Origin of the sequence: Flavobacterium sp. ACN2 (assembly GCF_002303885.1) — a bacterium.
Lineage (GTDB): Bacteria > Bacteroidota > Bacteroidia > Flavobacteriales > Flavobacteriaceae > Flavobacterium.
On record NZ_MRCM01000019.1, the window covers coordinates 12,346 to 30,873 of the forward strand.

Consider the following 18,528-nt stretch of genomic DNA (forward strand, 5'->3'; position numbering starts at 1 on the left):
TTATAACAACAAGTAAAATTCAATATATTACTTACAAATAAAAATTCTAAGAATAAAATTCTAAATGAGTTTTTATAGTTGTTAACAGATATGCATTTACCTCTAAAAGCTTCTTCTGGAATATTACCTTGCAAAAACATTATGGACAAATTGTATTATAAATAGGAAAATATTCTACTAAAAGAACTTATAAGGTGAGTTCTGCCTTCCAAATTTTAAGATAGTAAAAATTGAAGCCTTAATTAATATCTCTTACTTGCAATTATTTCTTATTCACATATAATTTTGCCAATTAAAAAAAACAACAAATAACCAACTCATATAATAGATACACGTCTTTAACACATTTAAACCCAATAATCAATCTACTATAAGCCTGCTTATTAGACATTTGATAATTAATTAAAGCATTTCAAAATCATTTATTTAAATAGATATTCCCTATCTTTACATCATAATGATTTAATAAGTTGAAAGTTAAGTGACCCTATAGGTGACCCTTACTTAAATAATATATCGCAATCCTTTTATTTATTGGAATTGACATAAAATCAGCGGTACCTCTTCCTCTGCCAGATGAAGTTTCAAAAGAAACTAAATAAGTAAAAAGCCTTTGAACATAAATGTTTAAAGGCTTTTTTATTGTGTTTAATTTAAGAATATTATCAGACGACATAACTTGTTTTTAATCACAAAGGAAACTGACGGCTCCTAATAATGCTGCCACTTCGTTGTCATTTGAAATGGAAACTTGAATTTCAGAACCAGATTCCTGAATTGTTTTGTTAAATGAAGACAAAAACAAATCGCTTGCATTGGCAATTTTTCCGCCAATAATAATATGATCTGCTGTAAAGTTGGTAATCCACGGAATTGCAACTGTTGCTAAATCCTCTCCCATTCTTTCAAATACCTGAATAGCCTTCTGATCTCCATTTTTCGCTAAATTATAAAGTTCTAAACCATTATTAAGATCGCTACCGCTTAAAGATTTGTAATGTGATAAAAGACCTCTAACTGAAACATAATCTTCTGCAATTCCATCTTTATAAGACAGATTGTATATTTCGCCATCAGTGGGAACAGAACTTCCTGAACTGATTGATGTTCCTTTATCAATGAAACAAGCTCCCAATCCTGTTCCTAATGTTACGGCCATTACTTTTTTAGAAAGATTTTCCTGCTGTTTAAAAACTTCTCCTTTTCCAAAACAAACAGCGTCATTTTCAAAAAGAACTGGAAAATCTGCAGGAAAATCTAGAGTTTCCAAAAGCAATTCTCGAATGTTTAATCCGTAAAAATGTTCGTATTTCGACTGATCTTTAATCCAGCAAATTCCGTTTTTATAATCAAAAGGTCCAGGCATGCAAATTGCAATTCCTGTAATATCTTTAATCTTAGAATTTTCTATTGCGGTGCTGATTACTTTTTTCCAAATGCTCATAACCTGATCTGCTGGCATATTTGAATCGAAAGATTCTTTACAAAGCGAAAAGTCAAGAACTTTCATTTCTGCTTTATCAATAACCGCAGCTGTAATATGCGTTCCTCCTATATCCAGCCCAATGGCGTGTGATGTATTCATTTTTAATTATTTAGCTTTAGTACTAGATATTTTTGTCTTTTAAAATTTGAGGATAATGAATACTGGTATGTACAATCATTTCGCCAAATAATGTATTCGCCCAAGCAAACCATTTACGGGTAAATTTGGTTACATCGTCTTTATGAAATGATTCGTGCATAAATCCTGTATCAGCGTTTGTTTTAATCAAATTACTTATACAGGCTTTTATTTCTTTTTCGTCTACACTTGTAATGGCTCTCAAAACAATACTCATAGGCCAGATCGTATCTACTCCTGTATGCGGACCGCCAATACCTTCGCCCGCTTTTCCTTTATAGAAAAACGGATTATTCTCAGACAGCACCACTTTTCGTGTATTTAGATATAAAGGATCATTTGGAGCGATAGCGCCTAAATACGGCAATGATAATAAAGACGGCACATTAGCATCATCCATCATGTGGAAACTGCCGTATCCGTTTACTTCAAAAGCTATAATTTTTCCGAATTTCGGGTGATTGATAATTCCGTGTTCATTAAGTCCTTTTTGAACCTCATCTCTCAGTTTTGTGGCTTTCGCAACCAAATCATTGTCTTTTAAAGCTGGAAGAGAGAAAATTTCAATCAGATAGCCCAATATTTCAATAGCAAACATATTACTCGGAATCAGATAACCGAATAAAGTAGAATCGTCGCTTGGTCTGAAAGTCGAAACAATCAATCCGCAAGGTTTTACAGGATAGCCATAACCGCCTAACGGAACTCCATCTGTAGCCCAAGCCGTCTGACGCTGAAAACTATACGGTCCGCCTTTGCCATCCATTCGCTGCTGTTCTTTAAAAGTCTGAAGAATTAAAAGCATGGCTTCTTTCCATTTGGCATCAAATAAACTGATGTCTCCTGTTTCCTTCCAATATCCGTGTGCTAATCGAACCGGATAACACAAACTGTCAATTTCCCATTTTCTTTCGTGAATTCCGGGCTGCATTTTAGTAAGGTCATTTTTCCATTCGCTTTCCTTCGTAAAATCTTTATAAAAAGCATTCGCATACGGATCCAGCAGAATACATTTCGCTTGACGATTAATTACACCTTTTACCAGTTCTGCTAGTTTCGGATCTTCTTTTACAAACGGAATATAAGGCCAAATCTGCGCCGTACTGTCTCTAAGCCACATGGCATCAATATCTCCTGTAATTACATACGTATCTGGTTTGCCGTCAATAATTTCAAAATCGACTGTAGTATCTAATGTGTTAGGGAAACAGTTTTCGAATATCCATGCCAATTCAGGATTGCCGATTTGTTTTTTAATACGTACGATAGCGGCTTCAATTGCTTTACTCGTAAATTTTCTTTCCGCAACAGGAGGTCTTTTAGAAACAAAATCTTTTAGCGGAAAGGGAAAAGTATCTGAATTAAATCCGAAAGCTTCTGTTTGAAGTGCCAGTAATCCTGCTGAAAAAATGCCTGCATTTCTTATAAATTTTCTACGTGACTGCATATATTTTTATTTTGAAGTTGAATAAGAATATGGGAATGATTCCTTTGTTGTGCCTCTTTTAAAATTAGGAGAACTTGTCATATCAAAATTTAATTCGCCTCCTTTCAATACATCAAAATGATTGATGTAATTTTTAGTATGAAGAGCATTATTCCATTTTAATTCGTTTACATATTTGTTGGTTTCTGAATTATTAGGCGCATTGATAATAAGCTGTTTTCCGTTTTCTAACTGCAAAGTGGCTTTCTTAAACAGAGGCGCTCCCAAAACATATTCTTCTGTTCCTGGGCAAACCGGATAGAATCCCATGGCTGAGAAAATATACCAAGCAGAAGTTTGTCCGTTGTCTTCATCTCCACAATAACCGTCTGGAGTTGGTTTGTACAAACGATCCATGATTTCTCTTGACCAATATTGTGTTTTCCAAGGTTCACCGGCATAATTGTACAGATAAATCATGTGCTGAATTGGCTGGTTTCCGTGCGCGTATTGCCCCATATTCATAATCTGCATTTCGCGGATTTCATGAATAACAGCACCATAATAACTGTCATCAAAAATTGGAGGTGTGGTAAATACAGCGTCTAATTTTGCTGTGAAATTTTTCTCTCCGCCCATCAAATCAATCAAACCCTGAATGTCGTGAAAAACACTCCAGCTATAATGCCAGCTGTTTCCTTCGGTAAAAGCATCTCCCCATTTAAACGGATTAAAATTGGCTGGAAAACTGCCGTCTTTATTTCGTCCGCTCATTAATCCTATTTCTGGATTGTAGAGTTTTTTGTAATTCAGCATTCGTTTTTCATACAGACTGATTTCTTTTTTCGGGCGATTTAATGCTTTTGCCAGTTTCCAGATTGTAAAATCATCGTAAGCATATTCAAGCGTTCTGGCTGCATTTTCATTGATTTTCACATCATACGGAACATATCCTAAAGTATTGTAGTACTGAACTCCTTTTCTACCAACAGCTTCCAGAGGCCCTTCATTATTGGCTCCATGCAATAAAGCTTCGTACAAAGTATTGATGTCATAACCGCGTAATCCTTTCATATAAGCATCAGAAACTACAGAAGCAGAATTATTTCCGACCATTACGTTTCTAAATCCTGGGCTTGACCATTCTGGCAGAAATCCGCCTTCTTTATAATCATTGATCAATCCTTCCTGCATTTCTTTATTTATAGAAGGATAAACCAGATTTAACAAAGGGTATAAAGCACGGAAAGTATCCCAAAATCCAGTTCCTGCGTACATGTAACCTGAAAGGACTTTTCCGTTGTACGGACTATAGTGCACAATTTTTCCGTCTTTATCAATTTCATATTGTTTTTGAGGAAAACAGACTGTACGGTACAAACAAGAATAAAAAGTCCTTAACTGATCTATATTGTTGTCTTCCACAGCAATTTTTCCTAGAACTTTATTCCATTCTGCTTTAGATTGCGTAACTGTTTCTTCAAAAGTTGCTGTGCCTAATTCGTTTTTCAGATTCAGCTCTGCTTGTTCTGGACTTATAAAAGAGGATGCCACTCTAACATTTACTTTTTCTCCTTTTTTGGTTTGAAACCCGATAACTGCGCCTACATGATTTCCTTCTGCTTCTAATTTATCAGCAGTCAAAACTTTATCAATCCAAGTTGAATTGGTTAAGAACTTTTTATCAAATACGAGAACAAAATAGTTCTTGAAATTTTGAGGCACTCCCCCGCTGTTTCGCGTTGTATAGCCGATTATTTTATTTTCTAAAGGGATTATTTTGATATAAGAACCTTTATCAAAAGCATCGATTACAATAGAAGATTTTTCGTTTTCTGGAAATGTAATCTGAAAATGCGCAGCTCTTTCTGTTGTCGTAATTTCGGTTGTCACATCATGATCAGCCAAATAAACACTGTAATAATATGGTTTTGAAACCTCCGCTTTATGGCTGAACCAGCTCGCGCGCTCGTCTTCGGCGAAAGCCAATTTACCAGTAACTGGCATAATCGAAAACTGACCGTAATCGTTCATCCAAGGTGACGGCTGATGCGTCTGCTTAAACCCTCTGATTTTTTCTGCAGTATAAGTGTATGCCCATCCGTCGCCCATTTTTCCGGTTTGTGGCGTCCAGAAATTCATTCCCCATGGTCTGCAGATTGCGGGATACGTATTCCCGTTAGAAAGATTATGCAAAGACTGCGTTCCCATTAACGGATTTACATATTCTACTGGCTCTTTAACTTGCGCATTTATAGAAATGCAGCAGTGTATTAATCCAAAAAAAATTAAACTTTTTATTTTCATATTCTTGTGATTTGTCAAATGTGAAGTGTGAAATGTGAAATGTGATATGTCCAATTACTTTTTGCATTTTACATCTCACATTTTACCTTTTAACTACAACGGTCTATCTTCTTTCTTAACTCCAAATGTCATTGACGGTTTGCTTCCCATATATAATTTCAGCTCTCCTCCTTTTACAATCATTTCTTGTGTGATGTATGATTTTGTATAAGGTTTTCCGTTATATTCTACTTTTTGGATATAGATGTTTGAAGCGCTGTTATTAACCGCATTTATCGTAAACGAAATGTCTTTTTTATGATGGATAACGGCTGAATTTACCAACGGACTTCCCAGAACATAAATTCCATTTGCAGGATTTACTGAATAGAATCCCATAGAAGACAAAATGTACCAAGCCGACATCTGCCCTAAATCTTCATTACCGCATAATCCGTCTGGTTTTGTTGAGTAGAATTTATCGTCGATTTCTCGAATTAATTTTGCTGTTTTCCAAGGCTGCCCTACATAAGCATACAAATACGGAATATGATGATTTGGCTCGTTTCCATGAGCGTACTGCCCTATTAAACCGCTAATGTCTGGCGAAACATCCTCTCCTTCTACTTTATCAGTAAGCAGGAAAAGTGAATCCAATTTTGCGATAAATTTATCTTCGCTACCAAATAAATCAATTAAACCGTACGGATCTTGAGGAACCAGCCAAGTATACTGCCATGCATTTCCCTCTACATAATCGTCTTTGCGATGCGCCGAAGAAAGCGGATTAAATGGCGTTCTCCAATTTCCGTTTGTTAATTTACCACGCATAAAAGTGGTTTCTTTATCAAAATACTGTTTGTATAAATTGGCTCTTTTGGTAAAATAATTATAATCGTCTGTTTTGTTTAAAGATTTTGCCATCAAAGCGATGCAGTAATCATCGATTGCATATTCTAAAGCATTTCCAACAGATTCCAATAATTTATCTGCAGGAATATATTCTAGTTTTTGAACATAATCCATTCCGTCACGGGTTTGCATTGCCGTTTTTTTGATGGCTTCGTAGGCTAAATTGACATCATAATCACGATATCCTTTTAAGTAAGCATCAACGATAACGGCTATGGAATGGTTTCCGTTCATAGTATTGGTTTCGTTGCCCATTAAATGCCAAACGGGCAATCTACCTTGTTGCTGATAAATCGCTAAAAATGATTTTACAATATCATTGATTTTTTCAGGCTGAGTAATAGTGTATAATGGATGTAATCCGCGGTAAGTATCCCAAAGTGAAAAAGTAGTGTAATTGGTAAAATTGGCTTTTTCGTAAACCTTTTTATCAGTTCCTAGATAATCTCCATTCACATCATTAAAAATGGAAGGCGCAAACATGGTGTGATACAATGAAGTATAGAAAACTTTCATTGTTTTTTCATCTGCTTTTATCTGAACTTTATTAAGCTCTTTGTTCCATTTTGAATCTGCTAATTTTACGACATCTTCAAAATCCCAATTCGGAATTTCTGCTTTTATATTAGCAGATGCATTTTCTGTACTAACTGGAGAAATCCCAACTTTTACCAGAATTTGTTTGCTTTTTAAGGCTTTAAAATCTAAAACCGCTTTTATTTTTAAGCCCTCGCCTTCTGTTCCTTTAACCACAGCGGTACTGTCATAAACCATCATATTTGTGATCGGCTCAGAGAATTCCATTGCAAAATAAATGCGCTGGTCTGCCGCCCATCCTGTCGAATAACGGTAACCTTCTATTTTGGTTTCGCTAATTTTTTTAATGAAAGTTTTTACCGGTCTGTCCCAGCCAATTCCGTCAGCAAGATCGATTAAAATGTGTGAATCGTCTGTGTTCTCAAAAGTGTATTTATGAAAACCAACTCTTTCACTGGCCGTTAATTCGGCTTTGATTTTATATTTATCCAATAAAACGCTGTAATATCCTGGTTTTACCACTTCGTTTTTATGAGAGAAATACGAACCGTAACCGTTTACCATATCTTCTTTTGTTCCTTTGGTCAAACCAACTTTTCCGCTGACAGGAAGCACCAAAATATCATTTAAATCTCCAATTCCAGTTCCGCTTAGATGCGTATGTGTAAAACCTAAAATGGTATTGCTGGCATAGTTGTAACCGCTGCACCAATCCCATCCTTCAAAAATATTTACAGGTCCCAACTGCACCGCTCCAAAAGGAACATTTGCGCCTACAAATACGTGGCCATGCCCTGCCGAACCAATAAGCGGATCGACATATTGCGTATAATTTGTATCGGTTTGTTTTGTCTTTTTTTGCTGTGAAATTATCGGATTGGCAAAAAGTAAGCCTAAAGCCAAAAAACCGCTAAATAGTATTCTCATATATTTTTATTTTTCGATTGCGCATTGTTTAAAATGATTGACGCAAATATTTTTTAATTTCTGTGTGTTAGACGCATTGCATCTCTACGGTCAATTTATAGAACATTATGATAAAAAATGAACCGTAATTTTCATAAGCAGACGCACTGCGGTGCGTCTCTACGAAAAACCTTTGTCCCTTTGTATCTTTGTTACTTTGAAACTCTACTCGTACCTCTTTAAAACCTCAAACAAAGAATAAATCTTAATCTCAGGTTTTGTTATTTTCCCTTCAAACGAAATTGTTTTTTCTTCTCCTGCCTTTAGATCAAAATAATTATCGCTCCATTTTCCATTATACCCTTTCATGGAAATGCAAATGTATTTTGCCATTTTCTGAGCTTTTACAATTACGCTATTTCCTTTTATCTTCCAGCTTATTTTTGGGTCTTCTAATGCTAGATCTTTCGGATGTGTAAAATCGGTTTCTGGTTTAATGTCGTCTCTGTATGCTTCTTTTATGGCGTACCAAGCTGCTTTTGGCTGTCGGTTAATATAATCGGTAATACTCCAGCTTGCTACAGGCCAACAATCGTTTAATTGCCAGACTAGAGTTCCCATGTTATAAGGCGCTTTCGAGCGATGAATTCCGACAATATTTTTGATTGCATAATAATGCAGACATTGGCTCAAGTAGGCATAATTTTCTAGATTCATCTTTTTAATTTTAGAGGCATCGATGAAATATTTACCTAAATAGGTATCTAATTTCTCAAAACCTTTGCCGGCCTTTAAATGTACTTTTAGTATATCTGAATATAAGTGGCGGTCTTCTGGAGAAGTAAAACTTTCAACTGAAGTATAATTCGGTAAAGACAGCATTCCGTATTCGCTCACAAAACGTCCTGTTTTTTTCTGAACGGCTTCGATATCTTCCAATCCCCACCAAATTCCCCAATAGTGGCTGTCTCCTTCAGTTACACTTTTTGCTTTTGACCAATGGTGTAAAGGCGAAGAACTTAAATACGGACGTTTATCATCGACTTCTTTTACCCATTTCGGAATACTGTCATGAAATAAACGCCTATAATCTTTCCACAAACGGATTGAATCTTGTTTTGAAATTTTGAAACTTTTCATCCAGCCCCAATTTTTAAAAGCCTCATCGGATTCGTTGTTTCCGCACCATAAAACGATGCTTGGATGATGACGCAGCCTCTTAACCTGATACTGAACTTCTTTTTTTACATTATCAAAAAAAGCATCGTCTCCAGGAACCATTGTGCCCGCGAACATAAAATCCTGCCAGACATTTATTCCGTATTTATCGCATAAATCGTAGAAATAATCATCTTCGTAAATACCACCGCCCCAAACGCGAAGCATATTCATATTGGCTTCTTTGGCAGATAAAACTATTTTTTCATATTCTTTTTTATCTACTCTAGAAAGAAAAGCATCTGATGGAATGTAATTGGCTCCTTTCATATAAACAGGTTTTCCATCAATTTTAAAATAGAAAGATCTACCCAAGCTATCTGGCTCTTGTATTAATTCAATCTTTCGATTTAAAACATAAGGTTTCTCGGGATTTTTTTTGTCATAAGATTCTAATCTTGGTGTTTTCCATATTCCACAGGTTGTAAATTTTGGCCCCCAATCCCAACCAAAATGGTATTGTGCTTTACGTACATAGGCACGCGGATTGTCTGGAATTACAAATGGATAATCTTTTTTTGCCAGCGAGTCAACCACATTTTGTGCCGATTGAAATACGATTCTCAAATCATTATTTCCTGATTTCAAGACTTTTTTAACCTCAACACGCCATTGACGAAACATATTATCGGCTTTTAAAACCAGCTGATTGTTTACATAAACAGATGCATAAGTATCTAACCCGTCAAAAACTAAATCTGTATTTTTCTTTTTCAGCATATTTGCTGTAACCTGAAAAGTGGTTTTGTATTCCCAATTCTTGCGTTCTATCCATTGCAGTTTTTCTTCATTATCTCTGTAAAACGGATCTGGTATTAATTTGCTGTTTAGCAAATCGGTGTGAATTTCTCCAGGAACAGTCGCTGGGTACCATTTTTGCGTTTTCTCTTCACGGTAGGTCCAATTGTTTTTTAAATCAATCTGCTGTGCAAAGGCAATTGATGTAAAACCTACCCAAAATAGGCAAACGAAACAGTGAAGTTTTTTTTGATAATTCATTTTATGGAATACTATATTAATACCTTCTAAAATTAGTAAAAAGGTAACTAATTTGGCAGTTTAGAGAAGGAAAGAAATGACCAAGTTTATTCCTTCTCTTTAGAATCTATTCTTTGTTAGTAACTCTAAAATACAACTAGAAATATCTTCTTTACCACTGCCTTATGCTTTATTTTGATTTTGATAGGAATCGTTTTAAATTCAAATAATGAAACAAATTCTTAAATATCGCTTTTTGAAATCTTTAAAATACAGAAAGTAAATCCATCTTTTTCAGCAGAATCTCTCTTAGTTTGCTGCGAAAAAAAAGGTATTTGAATCTGTAAAGCAACTTCTCAAATTGCTTGATTTTTAGATCAATTTATTATATGATTTTAAAAACAAGCCGGGTATGCTCATTACCCGACTTATCTTAACTAACCAACCACTTTAAAAATTATTTGTCCCACCAGATTCTTGTGGTCATTAAATCTAAACCTTGACGTTGAATTGCTTCTTTATAATTAGCCTCGTTTGTAATAAGTTCGGACTGATCATAAATTAATCTTCTCGGGATTGTTCCTTTTGTGTCTCCCGTTGGATCATTCACAGGAACTAAAACTGGATAACCTGTTCTTCTGTATTCTGAGAATGCTTCAAAACCGTTGAATAATAAAACAATCCATTTTTGAGTAATAATCTGCTCGATTTTTTCTGCTTCTGTTCCTCCAGCTTTAAATGGATATGTAGTAATATAAGTGTTGTATTCTGCTGGTGAAACCAAAGGCACTTTATCTCCAAAAATTGCTAAAATATTCATAGCACCTCTTACTCCATTTTCATAATACGTTTGAGCAGATCCGCCAACGTTCCATCCTTTTACTGCCGCTTCTGCCAATAAAAACTGAACCTCAGCATAAGACATAATTAATGTTGGAGCATCTAAACGCAATACTGTTGAAGTATTTGGATCTGAGAAAAGCTTTTTATCTCCTCCTGGGAATTCTTTTGCATCATTTGCCAACCCTTGCTGACTTGCTGGGCTATTATCTCCTGTAGCTTCTAGTTTTGCATAAATTCTTAAACGAGGATCGTTTGTGTTTTTCAATAAATCGATGAAAGTTTTACTGAATTTAATATTAGATTCTCCTCCATTTAAATCATTTCTAACCCAAGAAGAGGTAATTGGATTTGTCTTAACCCCTGCAGGACCAGCATCATGCTTTAAAACCAAACTATCATCATTTGAAGTAAATACACCTTTAGCATAGGCTTTTTCTACAAATTCTTTTGCTTTTGCAGGATTTACTTTAGACAAACGCATTGCTACTCTTAACATTAAAGAATTTGCCAATTTCTTCCATCTTGCAACATCACTTTGGTAATACAAATCGGCATTTCCAACAAAAGGTTTTCCAGCATCTAGTGCCGTTCCAGCCTCGTCTAATTCTTTTAAAAGATCGTTGTAAATAGCTTCTTGCGTATCATATTTAGGAGAAAAAACGTTTCCGTTATATCCTTTTCCTGCTTCAAAATAAGGAACTTCACCGTAAGTGTCTGTTAGTTTTTGAAACAAGAAAACTTTCATGATTCTACAAGCCTGAATCATATTTGTATTCTCTGGCGCATCCTCGACTACAGATAATAATTGGAAAATCTGATTTAAACCTTTTCCGTAAGTTTCACCAAAAAGGGCAGCCGAATACTCCGAAGAGTAGGTGTATTTGGAACCTGGTCCTCCAAGTGAAGAAAATTGCTGTACAATTTGTGCTGCGTACAAGTTATTTCCTCTTGTATTAGAAAAATCCTGTCCGTCTACATAAATCTCTGCAAGTGTAAACATTGATTTTACAGCTGGATCTGTTAAGGCGTTCGGATTCTTATTCATTTCTTCGAATCCTTTATCGCATGAAGCTAATGTCAAAACACCAACAATTGCGACACAAAATATTTTGATATATCTATTTTTCATCTTTTTTAGAATTAGAATTTGACATTAAGTGCAAAACCATAGTTTCTTGTCAAAGGCATAGAAGCTCTTTCCATACCTTGCGCATTACTGTTTGAGTAATTTGACTCCGGATCGATGTTTGGAACTTTGTCATAAATAGTCCACAAATTATGAGCAGAAAATGCTAAACTAACAGACTGGAATGGTGTTTTTTGCAAATATGCTTTTGGAAAATTATAAGCAAATGAAATCGCTCTAAGCTTAACAAAATCAGCATCGTAAACAAAGTTTGATGTCACATCACTGTAGCTTCTCCAGTAATCGTATGCCGAAACTGTCGTGTTTACAGGATTTCCGTTAACATCTGTTCCGCTTACTGCAACTCCAGTTTCACGACCAGGAAGTGTAATTTCAGATAATCCATAACGTGTTCCTAACTGATTTGTAGCCGAATAGATTTCTCCTCCAAATTTAGCATCAACAAAAACAGAAAGAGTGAAATTTTTATAAGAGAAATCATTTGAAAGTCCCATAGATGTTGGCGCAACACCTTGTCCTGCAATGATTAAATTTCCTCTTAAGAATTTTCCGTTTGTATCTAATACAATGTTGCCATTTGCATCTCTTAAATAATCGTATGCTTTAATAACTCCAAAAGGCTGTCCTTTTTCTAAAACTACATTAGCTCTTCCGTCTCTGTTTCCTTCTAATGTTTTTGTTGTGATTTTATCTGAAAGATTTAAAACTTCACTATCATTGTAAGCAAAATTATAACCTACGTTCCAAGAGAAATTTTCTGTCTTAACTGCTTTTACATTAATAGCAAACTCCACCCCTTTGTTTAGGATTTCTCCAACATTGATTTTTGTTGTTCTATATCCTGAAGCTTGAGAAACATCGGCATCGGTAATATCATTTGTTGTTTTCTTGCTGTAGAAAGTCAAATCTGTACTTACTCTGTTGTTGAAAAATGTGTTCTCAAAACCAAACTCAATTGTACTTACATTGTATGGTTTTAGAGTTCTGTTCGGAATCGTTTCTCCATTTACCCCCAAAATTGGCTGTCCTAAAGAATCTGTCTGTCCGTCTGGCGTTGTATAAGTCAATGCTAAAGCATAAGCTTCTGGCAAAGCTCCTCCAACGTTACCCCAACCCGCTCTAATTTTACCATAAGAAATCCATTCAGGAAGACCGATAACTTCTGAGTAAATAAAACTTGAACTTACAGAAGGATAAAAAGTACTATTATTTGACGGATCTAAAGTCGAGAACCAGTCTTCACGTCCTGTTAAACTAAGAAACAAGTAGTCTTTGTATCCAAGATCTGCTGAATAGAAAAGAGAGTTTACTTCACTTTCAGAGAATAATTTTTCAGTCTTATCTGGCTGTGTATTTCCGTAGAAATATTTGAACGGAACAATGAAGTTATTTCCTTTCATCTTAATACCGCTATATCTGTTATGCTGACGGTTTGCTCCAATAAAAGCATCCAAAGAAAGGTCTTTAGCAATATCTCCTTTGTAGCCTAAAAAACCAGAAGCATTTACTTCAGAACGGGTTTCAATTCTGTTTTCGATAGATCCACCTGGGCTATAGTTTATTCCAGTAGGCTCAATTTCAGTATATTCATAATTAATATCATCAATACCAATAACAGCTTTAGCATAAATTTTATCTGTAATGTTATAATTTACTTTTGCAGATCCGATAAAACGTTTTCTAAGGTCGTCGTTTAAAGGAGATTTGGTAGCAAAATAAGGATTTGTATGGTATACGTTTGCTCCTAAAAAGTCTTCCTCTCCTCCATTCGCGTCATAAGGATTGCTTAACCATCTAATATCTGTTCCCGGAGTCATGAAAGTTGTTGGGAAAGATGGGTTTCTCGGCGAATCATTTAAATACGGACGGTTATGGCTTTTCTCAGAAATATACTGAGCATTACTTTCTATACTGATTCTTTTATTTGGAGCCGAATTTAAACTCAAAGCCACGTTGTTTCTACCAAAAGTAGTTTCTGGCAAAATAGATTCGTCTTTTGTATTTCCAAAAGATAATCTAAAGTTTGTTGATTCATTTCCGCCAGAAATTGCTAAAGTATTGCTGAAAGAATATCCAGTTCTGTAGAAATTCTCCACATTATCTTTTCCATAAGCTTGATAAGGTCTTGTCTTGCCATCAAGTGATAATGAAGGTGTTCCGTCATATTTATCTCCCCATGCAAAATAGTATGAATCTCTAAGTTCCTGTAAATTGTTAAATCTAGTTGGCACACCACTCGCATTTGGAGCACCAGCACCATATTGATCTTGCCATTTTAAAAGACTTGCAGGTGTGTTAAAAGAAGAATTGGTACTAAAATCTACTCCTATTCCTGTTCCGTTTTTACCTTTTTTAGTTGTAATTAAGATAACTCCATTTGATCCTCTATACCCGTAAAGAGCAGAAGCGGCACTACCTTTAAGCACAGACAGCGAAGCAATATCATCTGGATTAAAAGAAGACATACCATCTCCTTTATCAGCTCCACCCCACATTCCTGCATTTCCTTGCTGCGTATTGTCAATCGGGATTCCGTCCACCACATACAACGGCTGGTTCAATCCTGATGCAGAAGTCGCACCACGAATAACCACTCGGCTTGAACCTGATGGCCCTGTAACTGGAGCCGAAACGTTTACACCGGCAATTTTACCTTGCAAAGCATTTCCTAAATTGATTTCTTTATTTTTTGTCAGATCATCGCCTTTTAGTTCTCCTACAGCGTAACCTAAACTTTTCTTCTGTTTTTTAACTCCAAATGAAGTTACCACAACATCCTTTAATTCCTGAGTATTTTCGGCAAGTGTAACAGCAACTCTCGTTTCTTTTTCTTGTAATACAACTTGTTTTGACTGAAACCCTATAGAAGAAATATTAAGGGTAATTTTACCTTCTGGAACATTCATTTTAAATCGTCCTTCAGCATCTGTAACAGCGCTAAATGGTTTTCCTTGAACTTCGATTGATGCAGCAACAACTCCCTTGTTTTCTGCATCTGTAACTATGCCGGTTATTAATCGATTTTGCGCGGCAGCACTTAAACTGCTAAGCAATATCACTCCTAACACTGCTAATATTCGTCTCATAAGCTTTTTTGTTTGGTTATTGGTTTTGATTTCGTTTGTGTTTTGTTGTTACGTGTTTGTTTTAAATAATTAATAAAAATTGGTACTCTACTTTCAATTATAGCAACAAGAAGCCTTTGCAAGTCTTGCTGTTTTTGGTTTTTACTAAATCGTTTTAGTGAAATGGTCAAAAAAATTTTAAACTGATTCTCTTATTATTAAAGAGCCTTTTTTGAGAATTTTTTCAATTTTATAGTCTTCAAAGTTGGTCATCTGACTCATTAGCAATTGTATGGACTTGACCGCTATATCTTCTATGGGCTGAGCAATTACAGATATGGTGGGCGTATGCAGTTTGAAACTGTAGTGATCATCAAAACTGATCACCGAAATATCTTCTGGAATTTTATATTTTAAATATCTAAAAGCTTGTAATCCTGCAAGTCCGAGGTAATTTGCTAAAAAAAGAACGGCATCTATATCCTTATTTTTTTCAAAGAAATTTATAATGGCTTCTACTCTGCTTTGTTCACTTGCATGATAATCTAAATGAAGCGTATAATTTTCGTTATAAATTCCTTCTTCTTTTAACGCTTCTACATATCCTTTTTCTCGCAATTTCATCTGAATCATTCCAGACTCGTTGTTTACAACAGCAATATTTTTTCTTCCTTTATCAATCAAAAATTTGGTGGCGGAGTAAGATCCTTCGTAATTGTCCATTACCACATGACTTACTTTTTGATTGGCAAAATATCTGTCGATTAGCACCACCGGCTTTTGCAATTTTAAAAGTTGGCTGATTGTTTTTTCGAGATTTCGAGTCGGTGTAATAATAAAACCTTCAACATTTGCCTGTAAAAGACTCTGCACCAATTCTTCCGAACGATTGTTATCGTCTCCTGTGCTGCAATAAAAAACTCTATAGTTGATATTTTTTGCTTCGTCTTCGATCACTCTTGCCAAATCAGCAAAAAACTGATTGGATATATCTTCTACAATAAGTCCGATTGATCTTGTTTTTCCTGTTCGCAAACTGCTCGCAATCATGCTTGGTTTGTACTGCAGTTTTTGTGCTACATCCTGAACTTTTTTAATCACCGACGGACTAATAGCCATTTTTTCGCCTTTTCCATTGATAACAAAAGACACAGTAGAAATAGAAACTTCTGCCTGTTTAGCAATATCTCTAATTGTAATCTTTTTCATCTAGTAAAAAATTTATTGTTGAATATTTTAGTACATCACAAATATATGTAAGCAAAACTTACAAAAACGTTTTAGTAAAATTTTTTTTCAATAAATCTCTTTTTTATCAACAAAATAAAACGAAATATTCAGCAAATAAAGGATTTTGATTAGTTATTGTCATTTTGACTTTTAATGTAGATTTTGTAATTTTTATAAAGATTTAATTGCCTTTTGAGGTATTTATTAATCATTTTTCAGTGTTATTTTTCAAAAAAAAAGTTGAAAAAATCTAAAATTCTGTAAAAAGACTTTTTGAGAAAAAACCAGAACAAAACCTCAGCCAACTAAAACCAAGATGTCCTACGTAAGAAAAAAATCACTATTTTTAACTAACTTCATTTTTGCATTATGACCGATAAATCACAACTCTTAAGTTCCATCTTCAGGCATCTTGACGGCTTAGTTACTGCTCCTGTAGCAGTCGCACTTAAAAATAAATCTGTATTAGAATTTATCTTAGATAAAAAACAGACCTCAATAGCTGAACTTACTGCTGCTTTTAATGCCAACGAAGGATATCTGAATGTTGCTTTGAGAGTTTTAGCTTCTCAAGGATTTTTAGAATATGAAATTGATAATAAAACGCAGGTAATCACAATTGCTGTAAATGAGAAAACTGAAACTGCTTTTTCGCTGTTTCATCTCTACGAAGATGTTGTCGAATTACTTCAGTTATCTATACATTTTCATCCCCGTTTGTTTGAAGATACGCCGTTTGAAAAGCTCAATACTATTTTTGAAAAATATAAAAAAACATACGGAATTGAGTCTTCCAATGACCCTATAACTAAGAGCATTCAAGAGCAGATTTTAAAACATATTGAAGGTTACCTCATCGGACCAACTATTGTTAGATTGGCGATGAACGGAATGTTTCACAAGTATTTTATGGAAACTTCTTTTAGACCCGAAGAGTTTCATAAATCACCCGAAAATTTCAAAAAGATATTAGACTTTTTTGTGCATTTGGGCTGGTTTCTGGAGAAAAAAGGAAATTATCAATTTACCGAAGCCGGTTTATTTTTTGCTAAAAGAGCCAGCGCATATGGCGTTACAGTTTCTTATCTTCCGACATTTGCCAAAATTGAAGAATTAATTTTTGGCAATCCAGATGCTTTAAGAACTGCAGAAGGCAAAAACGAAATTCATGTCGATCGCGAAATGAATGTTTGGGGAAGCGGCGGCGCGCACGATACTTATTTTAAAGTGGTTGATGAAATTCTTATTAAACTTTTTAATCTTCCGATCGAAGAACAGCCTAAAGGAATTTTAGATATGGGATGCGGAAATGGCGCTTTTCTACAGCATATTTTTGAAGTAATCGACAGGCAAACTTTACGCGGAAAAATGCTCGATGAATATCCTTTATTTTTAGTCGGCGCCGATTACAATCAGACCGCTTTGAAAGTCACCAGAGCCAATCTGATAAATGCAGATATTTGGGCAAAAGTAATTTGGGGCGATATCGGACGTCCGGATTTACTGGCAGATGATCTGAAAGAAAACTATAATATTGATTTGAAAGATCTTCTAAATGTTAGGACTTTTCTAGATCATAATAGAATTTGGCAAGATCCGAAGCATAGTAACGAAAATAGAGTCAGTACCTCAACAGGTGCATTTGCTTACAGAGGAAAAAGAATTAGCAATAATCTGGTTGAAGATAATCTTTTGGAACATTTACAAAAATGGTCTCCTTATGTACGTAAATTTGGTCTGCTACTAATTGAACTTCATACTATAAACCCGAAACTTACGGCTAATAATTTAGGTCGAACTCCAGCAACAGCTTATGATGCCACTCATGGTTTTTCGGACCAATATATTGTTGAAATTGATGTTTTTAATGCCATTGCCGCAGAAGCCGGATTGTTTCCAGATCAATCTATTTTCAAGAGATTTCCAGATGCCGATACTGCAACGGTTAGCATTAATTTGTTGAAAGGAAAATAAATAAAATCTAACGTTCAAAATTAGCCGAAATGATATATTTCACCCCGCTGGGGCTATTCTTAAACCGTAATTTTGTTTCTATAAATATTTCGTCCCGCTGGGACTTTTGCAGAAACATTTTCAAGCTCTGGAAGAGCGAAATATTTATAGATAAAATTCAAAACACCGATCAAAAAGCTCCAGCGGAGCGATATATTTCACCCCGCTGGGGCTCTTTCTTAAACCGTAATTTTTTTTCTATAAATATTTCGTCCCGCTGGGACTTTTGCAGAAACATTTTAAAGCTCTGGAAGAGTGAAATATTTATAGCAAAAAATTCAAGACACCGATAAAAAAGCTCCAGCGGAGCAATATATTTTAGATAAAAGCAAAAAAGAGCTCC

9 protein-coding genes are annotated in these 18,528 nt (G+C 35.1%); 1 reads left to right on the plus strand and 8 read right to left on the minus strand.

Features of this window, described 5'->3' with window-relative positions:
* Positions 1 to 685: 685 nt before the first annotated feature.
* The 8 genes from BSF41_RS19885 to BSF41_RS19920 all read right to left on the minus strand — a co-directional run bounded on the left by BSF41_RS19885 (position 686) and on the right by BSF41_RS19920 (position 16,151).
* Positions 686 to 1,585 carry an ROK family protein gene (locus BSF41_RS19885; RefSeq protein WP_095931250.1) on the minus strand — a complete coding sequence of 300 codons (900 nt, stop codon included), beginning with the start codon at positions 1,583 to 1,585 and terminating at the stop codon, positions 686 to 688.
* A 22-nt stretch (positions 1,586 to 1,607) separates the two neighbouring features.
* Positions 1,608 to 3,071 carry a glycoside hydrolase family 125 protein gene (locus BSF41_RS19890; RefSeq protein WP_095931251.1) on the minus strand — a complete coding sequence of 488 codons (1,464 nt, stop codon included), beginning with the start codon at positions 3,069 to 3,071 and terminating at the stop codon, positions 1,608 to 1,610.
* Between the two features lie 6 nt (positions 3,072 to 3,077).
* On the minus strand, positions 3,078 to 5,357 hold the full coding sequence (locus tag BSF41_RS19895; protein ID WP_095931252.1) for a GH92 family glycosyl hydrolase: 2,280 nt from the start codon (positions 5,355 to 5,357) through the stop codon (positions 3,078 to 3,080).
* Between the two features lie 93 nt (positions 5,358 to 5,450).
* Positions 5,451 to 7,712 (minus strand): GH92 family glycosyl hydrolase, encoded by a 2,262-nt coding sequence (locus BSF41_RS19900; RefSeq protein ID WP_095931253.1) that lies wholly within the window; start codon positions 7,710 to 7,712, stop codon positions 5,451 to 5,453.
* A gap of 204 nt (positions 7,713 to 7,916) precedes the next feature.
* Complete coding sequence (locus tag BSF41_RS19905) at positions 7,917 to 9,908, minus strand: glycoside hydrolase family 2 protein (RefSeq protein ID WP_095931254.1); 1,992 nt, start codon at positions 9,906 to 9,908, stop codon at positions 7,917 to 7,919.
* A 436-nt stretch (positions 9,909 to 10,344) separates the two neighbouring features.
* Positions 10,345 to 11,859: a SusD/RagB family nutrient-binding outer membrane lipoprotein gene (locus BSF41_RS19910; protein ID WP_095931255.1), complete on the minus strand. Its 1,515-nt coding sequence runs from the start codon at positions 11,857 to 11,859 to the stop codon at positions 10,345 to 10,347.
* Positions 11,860 to 11,870: 11 nt separating this feature from the next.
* A complete protein-coding gene (locus BSF41_RS19915; RefSeq protein ID WP_095931256.1) occupies positions 11,871 to 14,963 on the minus strand; it encodes a SusC/RagA family TonB-linked outer membrane protein in 3,093 nt (1,030 codons plus the stop codon).
* 177 nt (positions 14,964 to 15,140) lie between these two features.
* A complete protein-coding gene (locus BSF41_RS19920) occupies positions 15,141 to 16,151 on the minus strand; it encodes a LacI family DNA-binding transcriptional regulator (protein ID WP_095931257.1) in 1,011 nt (336 codons plus the stop codon).
* 390 nt (positions 16,152 to 16,541) lie between these two features.
* Here BSF41_RS19920 and BSF41_RS19925 point away from each other — a divergent pair, with 390 nt between their 5' ends.
* A complete protein-coding gene (locus BSF41_RS19925) occupies positions 16,542 to 18,146 on the plus strand; it encodes a class I SAM-dependent methyltransferase (RefSeq protein ID WP_095931258.1) in 1,605 nt (534 codons plus the stop codon).
* The last annotated feature ends 382 nt before the right edge of the window (positions 18,147 to 18,528 follow it).

What these genes read in the sequence shown, in the direction of transcription:
- BSF41_RS19885 (WP_095931250.1), bottom strand. Translation starts at nt 1,585, where the DNA reads ATGAATACATCACACGCCATTGGGCTGGATATAGGAGGAACGCATATT.
- BSF41_RS19890 (WP_095931251.1), bottom strand. Translation starts at nt 3,071, where the DNA reads ATGCAGTCACGTAGAAAATTTATAAGAAATGCAGGCATTTTTTCAGCA.
- BSF41_RS19895 (WP_095931252.1), bottom strand. Translation starts at nt 5,357, where the DNA reads ATGAAAATAAAAAGTTTAATTTTTTTTGGATTAATACACTGCTGCATT.
- BSF41_RS19900 (WP_095931253.1), bottom strand. Translation starts at nt 7,712, where the DNA reads ATGAGAATACTATTTAGCGGTTTTTTGGCTTTAGGCTTACTTTTTGCC.
- BSF41_RS19905 (WP_095931254.1), bottom strand. Translation starts at nt 9,908, where the DNA reads ATGAATTATCAAAAAAAACTTCACTGTTTCGTTTGCCTATTTTGGGTA.
- BSF41_RS19910 (WP_095931255.1), bottom strand. Translation starts at nt 11,859, where the DNA reads ATGAAAAATAGATATATCAAAATATTTTGTGTCGCAATTGTTGGTGTT.
- BSF41_RS19915 (WP_095931256.1), bottom strand. Translation starts at nt 14,963, where the DNA reads ATGAGACGAATATTAGCAGTGTTAGGAGTGATATTGCTTAGCAGTTTA.
- BSF41_RS19920 (WP_095931257.1), bottom strand. Translation starts at nt 16,151, where the DNA reads ATGAAAAAGATTACAATTAGAGATATTGCTAAACAGGCAGAAGTTTCT.
- BSF41_RS19925 (WP_095931258.1), top strand. Translation starts at nt 16,542, where the DNA reads ATGACCGATAAATCACAACTCTTAAGTTCCATCTTCAGGCATCTTGAC.